The 18666-nt window shown below is 60.8% G+C and carries 19 protein-coding genes; 17 read left to right on the top strand and 2 right to left on the bottom strand.

Annotation, left to right across the window (positions count from 1 at the left end; genetic code table 11):
- From AC07OT_RS07380 to AC07OT_RS07365, 4 genes are all read left to right on the top strand, one after another.
- A complete protein-coding gene (locus AC07OT_RS07380) occupies positions 1–987 on the top strand; it encodes a substrate-binding domain-containing protein (protein WP_065926341.1) in 987 nt (328 codons plus the stop codon).
- Entirely contained in the window at positions 984–2483 is a 1500-nt protein-coding gene (gene araG, locus AC07OT_RS07375; protein ID WP_495107930.1) for an L-arabinose ABC transporter ATP-binding protein AraG, read from the top strand. The genes AC07OT_RS07380 and araG overlap by 4 nt, the downstream gene beginning before the upstream one ends.
- Positions 2484–2502: 19 nt before the next feature.
- Positions 2503–3468 (top strand): L-arabinose ABC transporter permease AraH, encoded by a 966-nt coding sequence (gene araH / locus AC07OT_RS07370; RefSeq protein ID WP_065924819.1) that lies wholly within the window; start codon positions 2503–2505, stop codon positions 3466–3468.
- Between the two features lie 87 nt (positions 3469–3555).
- Positions 3556–4359 (top strand): IclR family transcriptional regulator, encoded by an 804-nt coding sequence (locus AC07OT_RS07365; protein WP_027603627.1) that lies wholly within the window; start codon positions 3556–3558, stop codon positions 4357–4359.
- On the opposite strand, the gene AC07OT_RS07360 is transcribed toward AC07OT_RS07365, so the two are convergent.
- A complete protein-coding gene (locus AC07OT_RS07360) occupies positions 4360–5412 on the bottom strand; it encodes an NAD(P)-dependent alcohol dehydrogenase (protein WP_065924818.1) in 1053 nt (350 codons plus the stop codon).
- A 182-nt stretch (positions 5413–5594) separates the two neighbouring features.
- On the opposite strand from AC07OT_RS07360, the gene AC07OT_RS07355 reads away from it, so the two are divergent.
- On the top strand, positions 5595–6488 hold the full coding sequence (locus AC07OT_RS07355) for an AraC family transcriptional regulator (RefSeq protein ID WP_495107803.1): 894 nt from the start codon (positions 5595–5597) through the stop codon (positions 6486–6488).
- Between the two features lie 80 nt (positions 6489–6568).
- On the opposite strand, the gene AC07OT_RS07350 is transcribed toward AC07OT_RS07355, so the two are convergent.
- Positions 6569–8233, bottom strand: coding sequence for an electron transfer flavoprotein-ubiquinone oxidoreductase (locus tag AC07OT_RS07350; RefSeq protein WP_495107802.1), 1665 nt, complete (start codon positions 8231–8233; stop codon positions 6569–6571).
- Positions 8234–8766: 533 nt separating this feature from the next.
- Here AC07OT_RS07350 and AC07OT_RS07345 point away from each other — a divergent pair.
- The 12 genes from AC07OT_RS07345 (at position 8767) to AC07OT_RS07290 (ending at position 18666) form a co-directional block, all read left to right on the top strand.
- Positions 8767–9516: an electron transfer flavoprotein subunit beta/FixA family protein gene (locus AC07OT_RS07345; protein ID WP_065940716.1), complete on the top strand. Its 750-nt coding sequence runs from the start codon at positions 8767–8769 to the stop codon at positions 9514–9516.
- Positions 9517–9518: 2 nt separating this feature from the next.
- Positions 9519–10448 (top strand): electron transfer flavoprotein subunit alpha/FixB family protein, encoded by a 930-nt coding sequence (locus tag AC07OT_RS07340; protein WP_053139411.1) that lies wholly within the window; start codon positions 9519–9521, stop codon positions 10446–10448.
- Positions 10449–10532: 84 nt separating this feature from the next.
- A complete protein-coding gene (locus AC07OT_RS07335; protein ID WP_115489086.1) occupies positions 10533–11348 on the top strand; it encodes a substrate-binding periplasmic protein in 816 nt (271 codons plus the stop codon).
- 9 nt (positions 11349–11357) lie between these two features.
- The gene (locus tag AC07OT_RS07330) at positions 11358–11720 is read left to right on the top strand and encodes a DUF4398 domain-containing protein (protein ID WP_115489087.1); all 363 of its coding nucleotides are present in this window, start codon (positions 11358–11360) and stop codon (positions 11718–11720) included.
- Positions 11717–12532, top strand: coding sequence for an OmpA family protein (locus AC07OT_RS07325; RefSeq protein WP_495100601.1), 816 nt, complete (start codon positions 11717–11719; stop codon positions 12530–12532). Before AC07OT_RS07330 ends, AC07OT_RS07325 begins: the two co-directional genes overlap by 4 nt.
- A 271-nt stretch (positions 12533–12803) precedes the next feature.
- Complete coding sequence (locus tag AC07OT_RS07320) at positions 12804–14243, top strand: aminotransferase-like domain-containing protein (protein WP_017527404.1); 1440 nt, start codon at positions 12804–12806, stop codon at positions 14241–14243.
- 104 nt (positions 14244–14347) lie between these two features.
- Entirely contained in the window at positions 14348–14839 is a 492-nt protein-coding gene (locus AC07OT_RS07315; RefSeq protein WP_495107801.1) for a translation initiation factor 2, read from the top strand.
- A gap of 162 nt (positions 14840–15001) precedes the next feature.
- Positions 15002–15256 (top strand): YkgJ family cysteine cluster protein, encoded by a 255-nt coding sequence (locus AC07OT_RS07310; protein WP_065940713.1) that lies wholly within the window; start codon positions 15002–15004, stop codon positions 15254–15256.
- Between the two features lie 41 nt (positions 15257–15297).
- On the top strand, positions 15298–15903 hold the full coding sequence (locus tag AC07OT_RS07305; RefSeq protein ID WP_495107800.1) for an START domain-containing protein: 606 nt from the start codon (positions 15298–15300) through the stop codon (positions 15901–15903).
- Positions 15904–16006: 103 nt separating this feature from the next.
- Positions 16007–16243 carry a hypothetical protein gene (locus tag AC07OT_RS07300; protein WP_027603638.1) on the top strand — a complete coding sequence of 79 codons (237 nt, stop codon included), beginning with the start codon at positions 16007–16009 and terminating at the stop codon, positions 16241–16243.
- Between the two features lie 213 nt (positions 16244–16456).
- A complete protein-coding gene (locus tag AC07OT_RS07295; protein WP_025854181.1) occupies positions 16457–16798 on the top strand; it encodes a ribonuclease E inhibitor RraB in 342 nt (113 codons plus the stop codon).
- A gap of 458 nt (positions 16799–17256) precedes the next feature.
- Complete coding sequence (locus tag AC07OT_RS07290) at positions 17257–18666, top strand: circularly permuted type 2 ATP-grasp protein (RefSeq protein WP_027603639.1); 1410 nt, start codon at positions 17257–17259, stop codon at positions 18664–18666.

The raw sequence follows: 18666 nt of genomic DNA, 5'->3' as shown, positions 1-18666 counted from the left end.
ATGAAAAAAGCAATACGCGTACTGGCAGCTGCCGCCGTGCTCAGCGGCCTCAGTACTTTCGCATTTGCCGAGGAAGTGAAGATCGGCTTCCTGGTCAAACAGGCCGAGGAACCGTGGTTCCAGACCGAATGGGCCTTTGCCGAAAAAGCCGGCAAGGAACATGGCTTTACCGTGATCAAGATCGCCGTGCCCGATGGCGAGAAAACCCTCTCGGCCATCGACAGCCTGGCCGCCAACGGCGCCAAGGGCTTTGTGATCTGCCCGCCGGACGTGTCCCTGGGCCCGGCCATCGTCGCCAAGGCCAAGGCCAACGGCTTGAAAGTGATTGCCGTGGATGACCGCTTTGTCGATGCCAAGGGCAACTTCATGGAGGACGTGCCGTACCTGGGCATGGCCGCGTTTGAAGTCGGCCAGAAACAGGGCGCGGCCATGGCTGCCGAGGCGAAAAAACGCGGTTGGGACTGGAAGGACACCTACGCGGTGATCAACACCTTCAATGAACTCGACACCGGCAAGAAACGCACCGACGGCTCGATCAAATCCCTGGAAGAAGCCGGCATTCCCAAGGACCACATCCTCACCGCCGCACTGAAAACCCTCGACGTTCCCGGCAGTATGGATGCCACTAACTCGGCCCTGGTCAAGCTGCCCAGCGGTGCGAAAAACCTGATCATCGGCGGCATGAACGACAACACCGTGCTCGGCGGCGTACGCGCCACCGAAAGCGCCGGTTTCGCTGCGGCCAATGTGATCGGTATCGGTATCAATGGCACCGACGCCATCGGCGAATTGAAGAAAGCCAACAGCGGCTTCTTCGGCTCGATGCTGCCGAGCCCGCACATCGAGGGCTACAACACTGCGCTGATGATGTACGAGTGGGTCACCAAGGGCACCGAGCCGCCTAAATACACGGCCATGGATGAAGTGACCCTGATCACCCGCGCCAACTTCCAGGAAGAACTGACCAAGATCGGGCTGTGGAAATGACGGCGGCGGCCCTGCGTTTCGACGCTATCGGCAAGACCTTTCCCGGGGTCAAGGCGCTGGACGGCATCAGCTTCACCGCCCACCCGGGGCAGGTGCACGCCTTGATGGGCGAGAACGGTGCGGGCAAGTCGACGCTGCTGAAGATCCTCGGTGGCGCCTATATTCCCAGCAACGGCAGCGTGCAGATCGGCGCGCAGACCATGGCGTTCAAGTGCGCCGCCGACAGCATCGCCAGTGGCGTGGCGGTGATTCACCAGGAGCTGCACCTGGTGCCGGAAATGACCGTCGCCGAAAACCTGTTCCTCGGGCATTTGCCCTCGCGCTTCGGCGTGGTCAACCGGGGCCTGCTGCGCAAGCAGGCCCTGGCCTGTCTCAAGGGCCTGGCGGATGAAATCGACCCCGAGGAAAAACTCGGGCGCCTGTCCCTGGGCCAGCGCCAACTGGTGGAAATCGCCAAGGCGCTGTCCCGTGGCGCCCATGTGATCGCCTTCGACGAACCCACCAGCAGCCTGTCGGCGCGGGAGATCGACCGGCTGATGGCGATCATCACGCGCCTGCGGGACGAGGGCAAAGTGGTGCTCTACGTCTCGCACCGCATGGAAGAAGTGTTCCGCATCTGCAACGCGGTCACGGTGTTCAAGGACGGCCGCTACGTGCGTACCTTCGACGACATGAGTGAGTTGACCCACGACCAGTTGGTGACCTGCATGGTCGGTCGCGACATCCAGGACATCTACGACTACCGCCCGCGCGAGCACGGCGAGGTGGCGCTCAAGGTCGACGGTTTGTTGGGCCCGGGTTTGCGTGAGCCGATCAGTTTTGAGGTGCGTAAAGGCGAAATCCTTGGCCTGTTCGGGCTGGTGGGGGCAGGGCGCACGGAGCTGTTCCGTTTGCTCAGCGGCTTGGAGCGCGCCAGCGCCGGCAGCCTTGAGTTATGCGGGGAGGCCCTGCAACTGCGCTCACCCCGGGACGCCATCGCCGCCGGTGTGCTGCTGTGTCCCGAGGACCGCAAGAAGGAAGGCATCATTCCGCTGTCCAGCGTTGCCGAGAACATCAATATCAGCGCCCGTGGCGCCCACTCTTCGTTTGGCTGGTTGCTGCGCGACGGTTGGGAAAAGGGCAATGCCGACCAGCAGATCAAGGCGATGAAAGTCAAAACCCCGACTGCCGCGCAAAAGATCATGTACCTGTCCGGCGGCAACCAGCAGAAAGCCATTCTTGGCCGCTGGCTGTCGATGCCGATGAAGGTCCTGCTGCTGGACGAGCCGACCCGCGGCATCGACATCGGCGCCAAGTCGGAGATCTACCAGATCATTCATAACCTGGCCGCCAGCGGCATTGCGGTGATTGTGGTGTCCAGTGACCTGATGGAAGTGATGGGCATCTCCGACCGCATCCTGGTGATGAGCGAAGGCGCGCTGACCGGCGAACTGAGCCGCGATCAAGCGGATGAAGCACGCCTGCTGCAACTGGCACTCCCGCGTTCGCGGGCTTGAAGAATAAGAGGGTGTAGGCATGTCTCAGGTAAAAACTGCAAAGGGCTTCTGGCCGGGTTTCAACCAGCGCAAGTTTCTCGATGACTGGGTGATGCTGTTGGCGGCATTGGGCATCTTTGTGCTCAGCGCGCTGTTTATCGACAACTTCCTCTCGCCGCTGAACATGCGTGGCCTGGGCCTGGCGATTTCCACCGTGGGCATCGCCGCCTGCACCATGCTGTTCTGCCTGGCGTCGGGGCACTTCGACCTGTCGGTGGGCTCGGTGATCGCCTGCGCCGGTGTGGTGGCGGGGATCGTGATTCGTGACACCGACAGCGTGGCGCTCGGTGTGTCCGCTGCATTGGCCATGGGCCTGGTGGTGGGGCTGATCAACGGCATTGTCATCGCCAAGCTGCGTATCAATGCGTTGATCGCGACGTTGGCGACCATGCAGATCGTGCGCGGCCTGGCCTATATCTTCTCCAACGGCAAGGCGGTGGGGGTGATGAACGAGGATTTCTTTGTGTTCGGCAACGGCCAACTGCTGGGCGTGCCGGTGCCGATCATCATCACCGTGCTGTGCTTTGTATTTTTTGGCTGGCTGCTCAACTACACCACCTATGGGCGCAACACCATGGCCATCGGCGGCAACCAGGAAGCCGCGTTGCTCGCCGGGGTGAACGTTGATCGCACCAAGATCATCATCTTTGCCGTGCACGGCCTGATCGGCGCGCTGGCCGGGGTGATCCTCGCTTCGCGCATGACCTCGGGCCAGCCGATGATCGGCCAGGGGTTCGAGCTGACGGTGATTTCCGCCTGCGTGCTGGGTGGGGTGTCGTTGAGCGGCGGCATCGGCATGATCCGCCATGTGATTGCCGGGGTGCTGATCCTGGCGATCATCGAGAACGCGATGAACCTGAAGAACATCGACACCTTCTACCAGTACGTGATCCGCGGCTCGATCCTGTTGCTGGCGGTCATCATCGACCGCATGAAGCAGCGCTAGATCGAACACCTCCCACCTTTGGATCGCCACTGTATTGAGGGGCGGTATTTGCCATAATGCCCCCGCTTTCATACCTATAGGCCCGATATGCAGGAAAACGCCCACACCCCCGTCAAAGACGCTGCCCCCACCGGCACCCAGACCCTGCTGCGTGGCCTGGGCGTCGTGCAGGCGGTGGCGGCCGGTGCGCGGGATCTGAAAGAGATCGCCAGGCGCATCGGCACCACCCGCAGCACCACCCACCGCCTGGCCAGTTGCCTGGTGGAAGAGCGTTACCTGCGCGTGGTGCCGCAAGTCGGCTACCTGTTGGGGCCGAAGTTGATCGAGCTGGGGTTTCAGGCCCGCGAAGAGCTGCCGCTGGTGACCCTGGCGGTGCCGTACCTGGACGAGTTGTCGGCATTGACCGGCGACACTATCCACCTGGCCATTCGCGAATACGACGATGTGCTCTACCTGCACAAGAACCCTGGCCGCAACGGTCCGGAAATGCGCTCGCGGGTCGGCCATCGCATGCCGTTGGCGCGCACGGGCGTGGGCAAGGCGATGCTGCTGGATGACTCGGTGCAAGAGTGGCAGCGCCTGTACGAGACCAGCCTGCCGGCGGGTGGGAAAAACCTGCAATGGCCGCAGCATCCAGAACAGTCCTGGGCGCAGTTCGAGCAGCGCATGCGTGAGTATGTGGTGGGCGGGTATGCGTTCGACCTGGAAGACAACGAACCGTCGATCCGTTGCGTAGCGGCACCGGTGCGCGATGCCAGCCGGCGAATCGTCGCCGGCATCAGCATCGCCAGTACCGTGCCCTACATGCCGCTGGAGAAAATGGCCGAGCTGATCCCTGTGATCAAACAGGTCGCAGCGCGGCTGTCGGCGGAGTTGGGTGCGAAGGCCTGATCAGGCCTTCAAGGTCGCCATGTCGATGACAAAGCGGTACTTCACATCACCAGCGATCATGCGGGTGTAGGCCTCGTTGATCTGGCGGATGTCGAGCATTTCGATGTCGCAGGTGATGCCATGCTCGGCGCAGAAATCCAGGACTTCCTGGGTTTCGGCAATGCCACCGATCAGCGAACCGGCCAGCACTTTACGCCCCAATACCAGTTTGGCGGCGTTGACCGGTGGGTCTACGGGCTCGATCAGGCCAACCAGGATGTGCACGCCATCAAAGCGTAATACGTCGAGGTAGGGGTTCAGGTCGTGCTGCACCGGGATGGTGTCGAGCAGGAAGTCGAAGCTGCCGGCGGCGGCTTGCATCTGTTCGGCATCGGTGGACACGATCACATGGTCGGCCCCCTGGCGACGACCTTCTTCAGCCTTGCTCGCCGAGCGGGTGAACAGTGTCACTTCCGCGCCCATGGCCTTGGCGAACTTGATGCCCATGTGGCCCAGGCCACCCATGCCGAGAATCCCGACCTTGTCGCCAGCCTTGACGCCGTAGTGCTTGAGCGGCGAATAGGTGGTGATGCCTGCGCACAGGATCGGCGCGGCGCTGGCCAGGTCGAGCTTGGCCGGGATCTTCACCACGAAGTGCTCGCTGACCACAATGCTGTCGGAGTAACCGCCCATGGTGTTGCTGCCATCGACGCGGTCCGGTGTGGCGTAGGTCATGGTCGGGCCTTCGAGGCAATATTGCTCCAGGTCCGATTTGCACGCTTCGCAGTGGCGGCACGAATCGACCATGCAGCCGACACCGACGAGGTCGCCGACTTTATGCGCGGTCACGCGGGCGCCGACGGCGGTGACTTTGCCGACGATCTCGTGGCCCGGCATCAGCGGGTACACGGCGATGCCCCATTCGTTGCGCGCCTGGTGGATGTCGGAATGGCACACGCCGCAGTAGAGAATCTCGATGGCCACGTCATCGGCGCGCGGGCTGCGGCGTTCAAACGACATGGGGGCGAGGGGAGTGGTGGCCGACTGGGCGGCGTAACCGATGGCGGTATACATGGCGAAAACCTCGCAAAAGCAGGGACAGATGAGGCGGGCCATTTTCCGCGTCACCCCCTGATGCGGCCATGGCGATTGCTCCGAGTCTCATGCCTATTCGTCCGGGAGTGCCCCCTGTTTGGATTCATCGGCGGCCAGACCTGCGATGATGTTCTCATCCCTTATTCGCGAAGTTTTTTGCCATGCTGTTGACCCGCCATGTTGATGCCAACGCCACGCTGGTTGCCCTGATCGAGGGGCTGACGTCCCGCGACGGTTTCTCCCCGACCCACCTGCCGGGTGTGCAAGTGTTGCGCGCCAGTTGCGACGTAGCGCGCGGCCCGCAGATCTACGAGCCGAGCCTGATGTTCGTGGCCCAAGGCAGCAAGGTCGCCTACCTGGGCCCGCGTACGCTGGAGTATGGCGCCGGGCACTACCTGATCCAGGCGATGCCGGTGCCCTTCGAGTGCGAGACGTTCGCCATGGCGCCCGGTGCGCCGCTGCTGGGGGTGACCGTGGGCATCGACCGCGTGGTGCTGGGTGAGTTGGTGATGGCCATGGGCATGCAGGCCGGTCCGCCGCCGACCGCGCAAACCCTGGAGTCGATGAGTTCGGTGGTCCTGGATGACGCCATGCGTGACTGCGTCGAACGGCTGCTGCAGTGCCTGCACGATCCACTGGAAAGCCGGATCATGGGCCCGGCGCGGGTGCGGGAATTATTGTTCACCGCCTTGCGTGGCCCCCAGGCCGATGTGCTGCGCGCCTTGGTGGAACAGCAGGGGCAGTTTTCGCGGATCGCCACGTCGTTGAACCACCTGCATGCCCATTACGCCGAGCCGTTGAATATCGAGACGTTGGCGGGGTACGCGCATATGAGTGCGTCGACGTTTCACGAGCATTTCAAGCGTTGCACGCTGCTGTCGCCGGTGCAGTACTTGAAGCGTTTGCGCTTGCTCAAGGCCCAGCAGTTGCTGCTGGTGGAGGGCATGGGCGTGGCGCAGGCGGCGCACAGCGTGGGGTACCAGAGTACGTCGCAATTCAGTCGCGAGTACAAGCGCTACTTCGAGCGTAACCCTGGCGAAGAGCGGGCTGCATAGTCATTTCAGGCAAGCCCCCTCCCACAGTTGACCGAGTTTGACTGCATAAAAAAGGCTCCCATTCGGGAGCCTCGCTTGGCTTACATATTCGGGTAAGTCGGCCCACCCGCACCTTCCGGTGTGACCCACGTGATGTTCTGCGAAGGGTCCTTGATGTCACAGGTCTTGCAGTGCACGCAGTTCTGGGCGTTGATCTGGAAGCGCTTCTCGCCGTCTTCCTGGGTGATCACTTCATACACGCCGGCCGGGCAGTAACGCTGCGCCGGTTCATCGTAGAGCGGCAGGTTGGTGCCGATCGGGATGCTTGGGTCTTTCAACTTCAAGTGGCACGGCTGCTCTTCTTCGTGGTTGGTACCGGAGATGAACACCGAACTCAGTTTGTCGAAGCTCAGCTTGCCGTCGGGTTTCGGGTAGTCGATCTTCTTGCTGTCCTTGGCCAGCTTCAGGCAGGCGTAGTCCGGCTTGGTGTCGTGCAGGGTGAACGGCATCTTGCCGCCGAGGATGTTCTGGTCCAACCAGTTGAAGCCGGCGCCGATGATCGGGCCGAACTTGTGCATCGCTGGGCCGAAGTTGCGGCTGGCGAACAGTTCTTCGTAGAGCCAGCTGGATTTGAAGCTGTCAACGTAAGCGGTCAGCTCATCACCCCCTTCGGAATCGGCAAACAGGCGGTCGGCCACGGCGTCGGCGGCGAGCATGCCGGACTTCATGGCAGTGTGGCTGCCCTTGATCTTGGCGAAGTTTAGGGTGCCCAGGTCGCAGCCGATGAGCGCGCCGCCCTTGAAGACCATCTTCGGCAGCGAATTCAGGCCGCCTTTGCAGATGGCGCGTGCGCCGTAGCTGATGCGCTTGCCGCCTTCCAGGTACTGGGCCAGCACCGGGTGGTGCTTGAGACGCTGGAACTCATCGAACGGCGACAGGAAGGTGTTGCTGTAGGACAGGTCGACGATCAGGCCAACCACCACCTGGTTGTTTTCCAGGTGATAGAGGAATGAGCCACCGGTGTTCTCGTTGCTCATGATGTCCAGCGGCCAACCGGCGGTGTGCACCACCAGGCCTGGCTGGTGCTTGGCCGGGTCGATTTCCCAGATTTCCTTGAGACCGATGCCGTAGTGCTGGGCGTCGGCGTCGCTGTCCAGGTTGAAACGCTGGATCAACTGCTTGCCGATATGCCCACGGCAGCCTTCGGCGAACAGCGTGTACTTGCCACGCAGTTCCATGCCCGGGGTGTAGACGCCTTCTTTTGGCTGGCCTTCACGGTCGACGCCGAGGTCGCCGGTGATGATCCCGCGCACCACGCCGTTTTCATCGAACAGTGCTTCCTGGGCGGCGAAGCCTGGGTAGACTTCCACGCCCAGGTTCTCGGCCTGCTGGGCCAGCCAGCGGCACAGGTTGCCCAGGGAGATGATGTAGTTGCCTTCGTTGTGCATGGTCTTGGGCACGAAGAAGTCAGGCACCTTGGTGGAGGTGTCGGCGCTGCGCAGCACATAGATGTCATCGCGCACCACGGGGGTATTGAGCGGGGCGCCGAGTTCCTTCCAGTCCGGGAACAGTTCGTTCAGGGCGCGGGGTTCGAACACGGCACCGGAGAGGATGTGTGCGCCCACTTCGGAGCCTTTCTCGACCACGCAGACGCTGATTTCCTTACCGGCTTCGGCGGCCTTCTGCTTCAGTCGGCAGGCGGCAGACAGGCCCGCCGGGCCAGCGCCGACGATGACCACGTCGAATTCCATGTATTCGCGTTCCACAGGCTATCTCCTACTCAAGGCTCAACAGGCTTTTTTTCTAATGGGTGGAGGTTCGGTGTCGTGTCCGTCATCGCCGTGCGCAACGGCAGGGGATGACCCACCTGTCTCTCTAGGTGGCGCATTATATATAGACCACTGTCAGCGTCCAATACAAACGTTTGTTTGAATTGCCCGCAGGCTAGGTAAATCAAAGCAACGCGGCTTATGACTGGCCATTTTGCCGTATTGACCAGAATAGGCGTTCCGGTCAATATACGGTCGGTTTTGCACAGACCGTAGGCAGACTGTAGGTTTCAAGAGCACGTCCAAAAGCACGGCAAAGGCAAAACAGGTGACGCGCGTTTAATTGATGGCGCGCAGTTTACACGCCGCGATAAAGAATGACCTCCCAGTCACCACTGACGAACGGTCATCACTTCCCGTGAGCAAGGTCATTCGCCGCCGTTTTTGGAGGTGCCCTTGTGTGCCGATGAGCATCAACCGCCAGGTTCGCCTAGGCGACTTTCTTTTCACCGGAGAGTAACGAGGAATCCATGAAGGTTCTTGTAGCTGTCAAACGCGTTGTCGATTACAACGTGAAAGTTCGCGTCAAGGCGGACAATTCCGGCGTCGACCTTGCTAACGTCAAGATGTCGATGAACCCTTTCTGTGAAATCGCCGTGGAAGAAGCCGTACGCCTGAAAGAGAAAGGCGTGGCGACTGAAATCGTTGTGGTTTCCATCGGCCCGACCACTGCTCAAGAGCAGTTGCGTACCGCCCTGGCACTGGGTGCCGACCGCGCTATCCTGGTCGAGTCCGCTGAAGAGCTGACCTCCCTGGCCGTGGCCAAGTTGCTCAAAGCCGTTGTCGACAAGGAACAGCCTCAGCTGGTGATCCTCGGCAAACAGGCGATCGACAGCGACAACAACCAGACTGGCCAGATGCTGGCTGCACTGACCGGTTACGGCCAGGGCACCTTCGCTTCCAAAGTCGAAGTGAGCGGCGACAAGGTTGCCGTAACCCGCGAAATCGACGGCGGCGCGCAGACGGTTTCCCTGAAGCTGCCGGCCATCGTCACCACCGACCTGCGTTTGAACGAGCCGCGCTACGCGTCCCTGCCAAACATCATGAAAGCCAAGAAGAAGCCTCTCGAAGTGCTGACTCCGGATGCTTTGGGCGTTTCCACCGCCTCCACCAACAAGACCGTCAAAGTCGAAGCGCCGGCTGCACGCAGCGCGGGCATCAAGGTCAAGTCGGTGGCTGAACTGGTCGAGAAACTGAAAAACGAAGCGAAGGTAATCTAATCATGACTATCTTGGTAATCGCAGAACACGACAATAAGGTGCTGGCCCCGGCCACCCTGAACACTGTTGCTGCTGCCGCTAAAATCGGTGGCGACATCCACGTACTGGTCGCCGGTCAAGGCGCTGGCGCCGTGGCTGAGGCTGCAGCCAAAGTGGCTGGCGTGAGCAAAGTACTGCTGGCCGACAACGCCGCTTACGCTCACCAACTGCCGGAAAACGTCGCCCCTCTGGTAGCAGAGCTGGGCGCTGGCTACAGCCACATCCTGGCTGCCGCTACCTCCAACGGCAAAAACATCCTGCCGCGCGTTGCCGCACAGTTGGACGTTGACCAGATCTCCGAGATCGTTTCGGTTGAAAGCGCCGACACCTTCAAGCGCCCGATCTACGCCGGTAACGCCATTGCCACCGTGCAATCGACCGCTGCCGTCAAAGTCATCACCGTGCGTGCCACCGGTTTCGATCCGGTTGCCGCTGAAGGTGGCTCGGCTGCCGTTGAAGCCGTCTCCGCGGCCCACGACGCTGGCACCTCCAGCTTTGTCGGCGAAGAGCTGGCCAAGTCGGACCGTCCTGAGCTGACCGCTGCCAAGATCGTCGTTTCCGGCGGCCGTGGCATGCAGAACGGCGACAACTTCAAGCACCTGTACGCCCTGGCCGACAAGCTCGGCGCTGCGGTCGGCGCCTCCCGCGCGGCCGTCGACGCAGGCTTCGTACCCAACGACATGCAGGTCGGCCAGACCGGCAAGATCGTTGCGCCACAGCTGTACATCGCCGTCGGTATCTCCGGCGCGATCCAGCACTTGGCCGGTATGAAAGACTCCAAGGTGATCGTCGCGATCAACAAGGACGAAGAAGCACCGATCTTCCAGGTGGCCGATTACGGCCTGGTGGCGGACTTGTTCGAAGCCGTACCTGAGTTGGAGAAGCTGGTCTAATCCAGCCGCTTCACTTATAAAGAGCCCGGTCTAGTGACCGGGCTTTTTTTGGCCCGGGCTTTTTTGAACGCCGGAGAAACCGCCATGGAACTGCGCCCCTGGGCCGTACTGCTGGGACTTACGCTGCTGCCGAGCCTGACCCAGGCAGCCGGCAAATGTGATCGCCTGGTGATCACCGGCAGCCCGGACGCACCGCCGCTGCTGTGGCGCGATCCCCAAGACCCGACGCATTTGATCGGCGCCACCGCCGATGTTTTGCAACAGGTAGCCAAGGAGCTTGGGTTGAAAATTGACCTGCTCTACGGCGGCAAGCGTTCCCTGGCCCTGGACGAAGTGCGCAGCGGGCGCATGGACATCCTCGCCGATGCACCGCTGAACCTTGGCGAGCTGGAAACCCTCGACTACATCCACCCCGCGCTGGTACAGCTCGATTATCTGGTCTGGACCCGCAAGGATTCGGCGCTGGTCTACACCACGGCGGCCGACCTGCATGGCCACAAGGGCGCAGTGTCGGAGCGGGCACGCTTGAGCCGCGACTTTGAAACCTTCGCCGGCCAGCAATTGACCCTGCAACGCCTGCCCACGTTGACCCCGGCCTTCCAGAAACTGCTGCTGGGGGAAGTGGACTACGTGCTGGCCGGGCGTTACTCCGGCATGGCCATGGCCCAGACGTTAGGGATGAGCAATGACCTGGTCGCCCGGGACGTGCCCGTCGATCAGCCCGGCCTGTACCTGGCGATTTCCCACAACTCGGCCTGCAATGATCCGTGGCTGCGCGGACAGCTGGCCAAAAAGATGACAGAATTGCCCGGGTCTGGTGTGACGGAAGCCGCGCTGCAGCGCAATCTGGAGCGTTGGAAAGCGCAATTGCAACAACCCGTCGGCACCCCAACAAAGTAGGGATTTTCAGTGACTCTTCGACCTTTTTTCGCGGCCCTCGCCGTTGTTGCTCTGGCGGGATGTGCAGCCGATCCTGCGCCGAATGAACAAATTCGCCTCACCCAGCAAGCCCTGGAACAAGCCAACGCCGTGGGCGCCAGCACCGATGAATCACCCGAACTGAAACTGGCCGAAGACAAATTCGCCCAGGCCAAGGCCGACATGGCCGAGCAATCCTACAAGGACGCGCGCATGCAGGCCGAACAGGCCGAGCTGGATGCGCGCCTGGCCGAAGCCCAGGTGCTGACCCGCAAGAGCCAGGAACAACTGAACGTGCTCAACACCCGCATCACGCGCCTGCGCAAGCAATTGCAGCTGGGAGAAGCCCAATGAACCCAATGATCCGTGGTCTGGGCTGTGCCGTGCTGCTGGGCAGTGCGGCACTGGGCGGTTGTGCCAGCCACCCCAATGGCGAACAGGCCTTGCAACAGGCGGGCAGCGACTTCCAGAAGGTCAAGGAAGACGCCAACGTGCTGCGTATCGCACCCAAGGACGTGATCCGCGCCGGTGAATCCCTGGCGCGGGCCGACCGCTTGTCCAGTTACTGGGGCAGCGGTGCCGACGTGGTGCATTACGCCTACCTGAGCCAGCGCTACAGTGCCATCGCCCGCGAACACACCGAGCAGACACTTAATGAAGAGCGTGCCGCCAAGCTCGAACTGGAACGCCAGCGCCTGCAATTGGCCCTGCGCGAAAGCAAGCTGATCAGCGTGCAGCAGCAGGGTAAATGGCTCGAAGAACAGATCGCCAGCCTGACCACCACCCAGACCGATCGCGGCCTGGTGATGACCCTGGGCGACGTGCTGTTCGATACCGGTGAAGCGGAGTTGAAAAATTCGGCCAACCGCACGGTGTTGAAAATCGTGCAGTTCCTGCAACTGAACCCCAAGCGTGTGGTGCGTATCGAGGGGTACGCCGACAATACCGGTGGTCAGCAGGAAAACCTCAAACTGTCCCGTGATCGTGCGCAATCGGTGGCCGATGTGCTGGTGGACCTGGGGATCGATGAGCAGCGCATCCAGGTTGAAGGCTACGGCGACCAGTACCCGGTGGAAGCCAACGCCTCCGAGCGTGGCCGCGCGCAGAACCGTCGTGTGGAAATAGTGTTCTCCGACGAGAAGGGCCAGTTGGGCGCCGCTCGCTGAAGCCTTGCGCAAATCAAAAGTGTGGGAGGGGGCTTGCCCCCGATAGCGGTAGATCAGTCACTATTTTCGGCGACTGACACTCCGTCATCGGGTGCAAGCCCCCTCCCACATTGTTCTGTATACATCTGAGTATTCTCTCCACTCACCTTACAGTTTTTACTGTCACTCCCGCGCGCGCTCGACTATTGTGGCAACTGTCCCCGTACACTTCTAAACTGTGCCGGTATGTTTCACACAAAAATAAAATACCCGTGAAATCGAGTGCTGCGTCATGACCAATCTGTTGCTTTACCAACGTATCGCCCAGCAACTGGCTGAGGACATCCGTCGCGGTGTCTATCAGCCTGGCGAGCGCGTGCCCTCGGTGCGCAAGATGAGCTCCCAGCTCAATGTCAGCCACGCCACGGTATTGCAGGCCTACGCCAACCTGGAAGACCAGGGGCTGATCCGGGCACGGCCGCAGTCCGGTTACTACGTGCACCAGACGCCGGCACTCACGGCGCCCACGCCGGACATCGCGCGGGTCGAGCGCCCGGGGTTGGTCACCCGCAGCAGCATTATCCAGCAGGTATTGGGCGAGTCGCGCCGCGAAGGTGTATTCCCGCTGGGCGCCGCCGTGCCGAGCGTCGACTATCTGCCGGTACGGGCGCTGCACCAGCAATTGGCCAAGGTCACGCGCTTCCAGAGCCCACGCGCCTTCAGCTACATGTTCAGCCCCGGTTTCGAGCCGCTGCGCCGCCAGGTGGCGATTCGCATGCGTGACGCCGGCGTGGTGGTGGACCCCTCCGAAGTGGTAATCACCCACGGCTGTGTTGACGCCTTGCAGATGTCGCTACGGGTGCTGACACGCCCCGGCGACTTAATCGCGGCTGAATCGCCCACCTATTACGGCTTACTGCAACTGGCCGACCTGTTGGGCCTCAAGGTCATCGAGATCCCCAGCGACCCGTCCACCGGCATGAGCCTGGAAGCCCTGCAACTGGCCGCCAACCAATGGTCGATCAAGGCCCTGGTGTTGACCACGCGCCTGAGCAACCCTCTGGGCGGCACCATGCCCGAGGAACGGCAGAAACAGTTGCTGCGCCTGGCCTCGGATTTCGATATCCAGATTGTCGAAGACGATATCTACGGCGAACTGATGTTCGAACTCGGCCGCACCAAGGCCCTCAAGGCCTACGACCGCCTGGACCGGGTCATCTATTGCTCTAGTTTCTCCAAGACCTTGTCGCCGGGTGTGCGCATCGGCTGGATGATCGCCGGCAAGTACCAGCAGGAAATCCAGCGCCTGCAAATGTTCAGCACCCACTCGGCCTGCAGCGTCACCCAGATGGGTGTGGCAGCGTATCTGGAGAACGGCGGCTACGACCGGCACCTGCGTTACATCCGCCAGGAATACCGCAAGAATCTCAGCGCCTTCCAACTGGCGGTGCAGCAGTATTTCCCGGAAGGCACCCAGATGACCCGTCCGACGGGCGGCTTTATCTTGTGGGTCAGTTTGCCAGGGCGGGTCAATACCCAGGAACTGCACGTGCGCGCCCTGCAACAGGGCATCAGCATTGCGCCGGGGTTGATCTTCAGCAATACCGAGCAGTTCAACCACTGTATTCGTCTTAACTGCGGCACACCGTGGAACCGCGAGGCAGAGCGAGCGCTGATGACCTTGGGGATGCTGGCCAGCCAGTTATGCCAGGAAACCGCAGCCGGCTTTTGAGGCGTTGAAAAGGGACAACGCCGATAGCTGGATGATCACCGTGCTTGTCATGCCGCGCACAACAAGCGAGCATATGGCCCTCTGCCGTTAATGCTGTAGGCAATATGACCTCAATTGTTCGCGCTGCTTTGGTGATTGGCCTGTTAAGCCTGTGTAACGTCGGCACAGCGCTGGCGGCGGCACCCTTGGCTGAAAACAAGACCGCTGCCAACACCCGGCAGGATGCCCCGGTAAAAAAACCTTCCTCCGCCAAGCAAGCCCCCGTCACGAAGAAGCCAAGCGCCACGGCGAAAAAGCGTGCGTCAACGGCGAAAAAATCCAAGTCAGCCCAGGAAGTGGCACAGACCAAACTGCCACCGGCACAGTTGGATTTGTCCCTGCCTTCGGACATGGTCAGGCACCTGCAGCCCCTGGGTACCGTGCCCAAGCCCAAGAGCGTGCCGTTGTTGCCGCCGATGTTCGGTGAAAAGCCTACCGACAACAGTGCGTTCCAGATCAATGGCCGTTTGCTCAGCAATGAGATGAAGCTGCAATTGCGCAACGAAGAGCGCCGTGAAGTGGAAGGTGCGGCGTTGGAATTCGAGTTCAAGCAGTAAACTTTTTCCTGCACAGTGACGCGGGCCATCGACCATCTGTCGCAGACTGGTCGGTCACTTTTGTTTTGTGCGAAAAACCCCTGTTAAACCATTTTAAAACGGCTGTTTAAGGGCGTACTCTAGCCCGGCCGTCCCTATTGAGTCGTCGAGGACCTGCTGGTCATGAATTGCCGTGAAGGCTGTGGCGCCTGCTGCATCGCCCCCTCCATCAGTTCGCCCTTACCCGGGATGCCCAATGGCAAACCGGCGGGCGAACGCTGCCTGCACCTATCGGTCGAACAGCTGTGCCAACTGTTCGGCCGCCCGGAGCGCCCGGCCGTGTGCAGTGATTTCAAGGCGGATATCGATGTCTGCGGCACCGACCAGGCCGATGCGATTCGGTTGATCGGCTGGTGGGAGCAGATGACGGCGGCTTGATGGGCTTTACTATCGGAACTTCAACAATAAGGAATACAACAATGGGTTCGCTGAAACGAATGGCTGTGCTGTGCGGTTTTACGCTGGTATTTGCTGCCACTGCCCAGGCTGAGGATTGGCAGGTTGCCAAGGATGAAGACGGTATCAAGGTGTCCCTGAGCGAAGTCGCTGGCTCCAAATACAAGGCCTATCGCGGTGTTACCGTGATCAAGGCGCCTGTCGCCAGGATCCAGGCCCTGCAGGAAGATGTGGCCGGCGCCTGCTCGTGGATTCATGAGTGCAAATCCCAGAAGCTGGTGGACAAGAAAGGCGATGAGGCCTGGACCTACACCCAGTTCAAGGCGCCGTTCCCGGTGACCGATCGTGATTCGTACATCCATGTCACCACCACCAAGGACGTCGACGGCAGCGTAACCCGCAAGCTGCAGGGCGTGCCGACCTACAAGCCCGAAGAAAAAGGCTACGTGCGTGTCGCTCAGGTCGAGGGCTTCTGGAAACTGGTCCCTAAAGGCGCCAATGAGACCGAAGTCACCTACCAGGTACACACCGAGCCAGGCGGCAGCGTGCCATCGTGGCTGGCCAACAAGTTCGTGGTGGACGCGCCGTTCAACACCTTGAAAGCCCTGAAGGAACACGCTGAAAAATAACTGCGCTTGATCCGGTGCCTCCTGAGGTGAGTGGAACGTTTGCCGAGCCCTCAAGGTCCAGATAGATGTAAGCCCACACATGGGTTTTATCGAGGAGGCACCGATGCAAAAGTGGCAGATTACCTTCGTTGATGATCACGGCGTACAGTCCGTGGAGCAGTTCACCTGCGAGCACAAGCCCAGCCTCGAAGATGCGGCACACATGATTCGCAACAAGCTGGTGCCCGTGGCCGCCGAACTGGACCTCAACGACCTTGAGGGCCGCAAGCCCGAGCCCACGGTCAAGATCCTCAAAGACCAGAACAGTATTCAGATCCTCGACATCTCTCCCGCCGCCTGAACATTCCCTGTATGCCATTCAAGCACCTCTGGTGGAGGTGATAGCTTCGCGCTACTCTGCAAGTGAGATCAGCGAATGAATCGCTAAGGTCTGGTCTTGTCAGCTACATGCTTGTTTTCCTGCGGTGCTGTACCTGCCGTAGTACCCGCGCCAGTAGGGCGCGGGCTTTGGGAAGCACGGAAAGTCTATCCATCGGTTTGAGGAGGACGTTTCATGAGCACAGCCTATCAAGAAGACATCAGCACCAACGTTCTGCGCCGCATGAAAGAAGGCGGCTTCGACTTTTCACGGTTCCACCCCATTGAGTTCTACGCCATTTTCCCGGATGAGGAACGGGCGCGCAGGGCTGCGGGTGAATTTCGTGGTGAGTCCCTGAATGCCCAGGTCAGTGCGCGCGACGACGGCGCCTGGTACCTGGAACTGAGCAAGATCATGTTTGCAACCTACGATGGCATAGGAGACTTCGAGCAGGACTTTGGAGCGGTGGTCGAGCCGCTGGGCGGAATCATCGAAGGTTGGGGCGTCAAGCAGGAGGTGCGTGGGTTACCCATGTAGCGCCATTGTATGAGCAACACAGCGTATCGGCTGGCCTTAGGGTCGGCCGATTTTGTTTGCGGTATATGAAGGTTTGTGGAACTTGCGCCGCTCTTTCTTGCACAAAAAAAAGCCACCCGTAGAAAAGGGTGGCTGAAAGGGAAGACCGAAGGAGCCGGTCGGTACACGAGTGATCACGGTACCGATTACGCAATGGTTAAAGCTGTAGGACATGTCCTGTTCAGCGGATGGGGGCGATTATCCGCACGCTTCGACGGGCAGTGAAATCAACTCTGACTATGCTGTTGATAGCCAAAGCTTGCATTGCCATGAAGCGTGCAGCAGGGCAGCGGGCATTCTGCGCACCAGGACGGTGCGATCAGTTCCTTGCTTATATTTAACCCACTGATTTTTAAGTGTTTATGCCGCTGGCACGGGCCTTGCGATGGTTCTTGCGTCCGGGTGACAAGGAGTACGGCATGATCCGCACTTATTACGACGAAATGTACGATGGGGCAGGGCAGGTTCGCCCTCACTACCGCGAGTTCGCCCGCTGGTTGGCCGACACCCCCGCTGAACTGCTGGCCCAGCGCCGGCGCGAAGCCGACTTGCTGTTTCACCGTGCCGGGATCACCTTCACGCTTTACGGCGACGAGCAGGGCACCGAGCGCCTGATTCCGTTCGACACCATCCCCCGCAGCATTCCCGCCAGCGAATGGCGGATGGTCGAGCGTGGCTGCATCCAGCGGGTCAAGGCACTGAACATGTTTCTCGCCGACCTCTATCACGAACAACGCATCATCAAGGCCGGGATCATTCCCGCCGAACAGGTACTGGCTAATGAGCAATACCAGTTGGCGATGCAGGGGCTGAACCTGCACCGCGACCTGTATTCCCACATCTCCGGAGTCGACCTCGTACGCGACGGCGACGGCACCTACTACGTGCTGGAAGACAACCTGCGTACACCCAGCGGCGTGAGCTACATGCTCGAAGACCGCAAGATGATGATGCGCCTGTTCCCCGAGCTGTTCGCCGCCCAGCGCATCGCGCCGATCGATCATTACCCCAACCTGCTGCTCGATACCCTGAAAAGCGCCAGCCCCCTGGATAATCCCAGCGTGGTGGTGCTGACCCCTGGGCGCTTCAACAGCGCGTTTTTCGAGCATGCATTTTTAGCTCGGGAAATGGGTGTGGAATTGGTGGAAGGCGCCGACCTGTTCGTGCGCGATGACCGTGTGTTCATGCGCACCACCGACGGCCCCAAAGCCGTGGACGTGATCTACCGTCGCCTCGACGACGCATTCCTCGACCCGTTGGCCTTCAACCCCGACTCCATGCTCGGCGTGCCCGGCCTGCTGGCGGCGTATCGCTCGGGCAATGTGGTGCTGGCCAATGCCATCGGCACCGGGGTGGCGGATGACAAGTCGGTGTACCCCTTCGTCACCGAGATGATCCGTTTTTACCTGGACGAAGAACCGATCCTGCAGAACGTTCCCACCTTCCAGTGCCGTAAGCCCGACGAGTTGTCCCACGTGCTGGCCAACCTGCCGGACCTGGTGGTGAAGGAAACCCAGGGCTCCGGCGGCTACGGCATGCTGGTGGGCCCAGCGTCCACTGCCGCGGAAATCGAAGCCTTCCGCGCGCGTATCAAGGCCAAGCCCCACGCCTATATCGCGCAGCCAACCCTGTGCTTGTCCACCTGCCCGACTTTTGTCGAAAACGGCATTGCGCCGCGCCATATCGACCTGCGCCCGTTCGTGTTGTCCGGCAAGGAAACCCGTGTGGTACCCGGCGGTTTAACCCGTGTCGCGCTGCGTGAAGGGTCGCTGGTGGTCAATTCGTCCCAGGGCGGCGGCACCAAAGACACCTGGGTGGTCGAGGACTGA

Source organism: Pseudomonas sp. GW821-FHT09C10 (genome assembly GCF_059418085.1).
The sequence above is the reverse complement of the archived record's forward strand: the minus strand, read 5'-3'. Positions and strand labels throughout refer to the sequence as shown.

Excerpts from the sequence above, each read along its gene's own strand:
- araH (WP_065924819.1), top strand. The coding sequence starts at position 2,503 with ATGTCTCAGGTAAAAACTGCAAAGGGCTTCTGGCCGGGTTTCAACCAG.
- AC07OT_RS07365 (WP_027603627.1), top strand. The coding sequence starts at position 3,556 with ATGCAGGAAAACGCCCACACCCCCGTCAAAGACGCTGCCCCCACCGGC.
- AC07OT_RS07345 (WP_065940716.1), top strand. The coding sequence starts at position 8,767 with ATGAAGGTTCTTGTAGCTGTCAAACGCGTTGTCGATTACAACGTGAAA.
- AC07OT_RS07315 (WP_495107801.1), top strand. The coding sequence starts at position 14,348 with ATGACCTCAATTGTTCGCGCTGCTTTGGTGATTGGCCTGTTAAGCCTG.
- AC07OT_RS07355 (WP_495107803.1), top strand. The coding sequence starts at position 5,595 with ATGCTGTTGACCCGCCATGTTGATGCCAACGCCACGCTGGTTGCCCTG.
- AC07OT_RS07320 (WP_017527404.1), top strand. The coding sequence starts at position 12,804 with ATGACCAATCTGTTGCTTTACCAACGTATCGCCCAGCAACTGGCTGAG.
- AC07OT_RS07340 (WP_053139411.1), top strand. The coding sequence starts at position 9,519 with ATGACTATCTTGGTAATCGCAGAACACGACAATAAGGTGCTGGCCCCG.
- AC07OT_RS07335 (WP_115489086.1), top strand. The coding sequence starts at position 10,533 with ATGGAACTGCGCCCCTGGGCCGTACTGCTGGGACTTACGCTGCTGCCG.
- AC07OT_RS07300 (WP_027603638.1), top strand. The coding sequence starts at position 16,007 with ATGCAAAAGTGGCAGATTACCTTCGTTGATGATCACGGCGTACAGTCC.
- araG (WP_495107930.1), top strand. The coding sequence starts at position 984 with ATGACGGCGGCGGCCCTGCGTTTCGACGCTATCGGCAAGACCTTTCCC.
- AC07OT_RS07305 (WP_495107800.1), top strand. The coding sequence starts at position 15,298 with ATGGGTTCGCTGAAACGAATGGCTGTGCTGTGCGGTTTTACGCTGGTA.
- AC07OT_RS07290 (WP_027603639.1), top strand. The coding sequence starts at position 17,257 with ATGATCCGCACTTATTACGACGAAATGTACGATGGGGCAGGGCAGGTT.
- AC07OT_RS07325 (WP_495100601.1), top strand. The coding sequence starts at position 11,717 with ATGAACCCAATGATCCGTGGTCTGGGCTGTGCCGTGCTGCTGGGCAGT.
- AC07OT_RS07360 (WP_065924818.1), bottom strand. The coding sequence starts at position 5,412 with ATGTATACCGCCATCGGTTACGCCGCCCAGTCGGCCACCACTCCCCTC.
- AC07OT_RS07295 (WP_025854181.1), top strand. The coding sequence starts at position 16,457 with ATGAGCACAGCCTATCAAGAAGACATCAGCACCAACGTTCTGCGCCGC.
- AC07OT_RS07310 (WP_065940713.1), top strand. The coding sequence starts at position 15,002 with ATGAATTGCCGTGAAGGCTGTGGCGCCTGCTGCATCGCCCCCTCCATC.
- AC07OT_RS07380 (WP_065926341.1), top strand. The coding sequence starts at position 1 with ATGAAAAAAGCAATACGCGTACTGGCAGCTGCCGCCGTGCTCAGCGGC.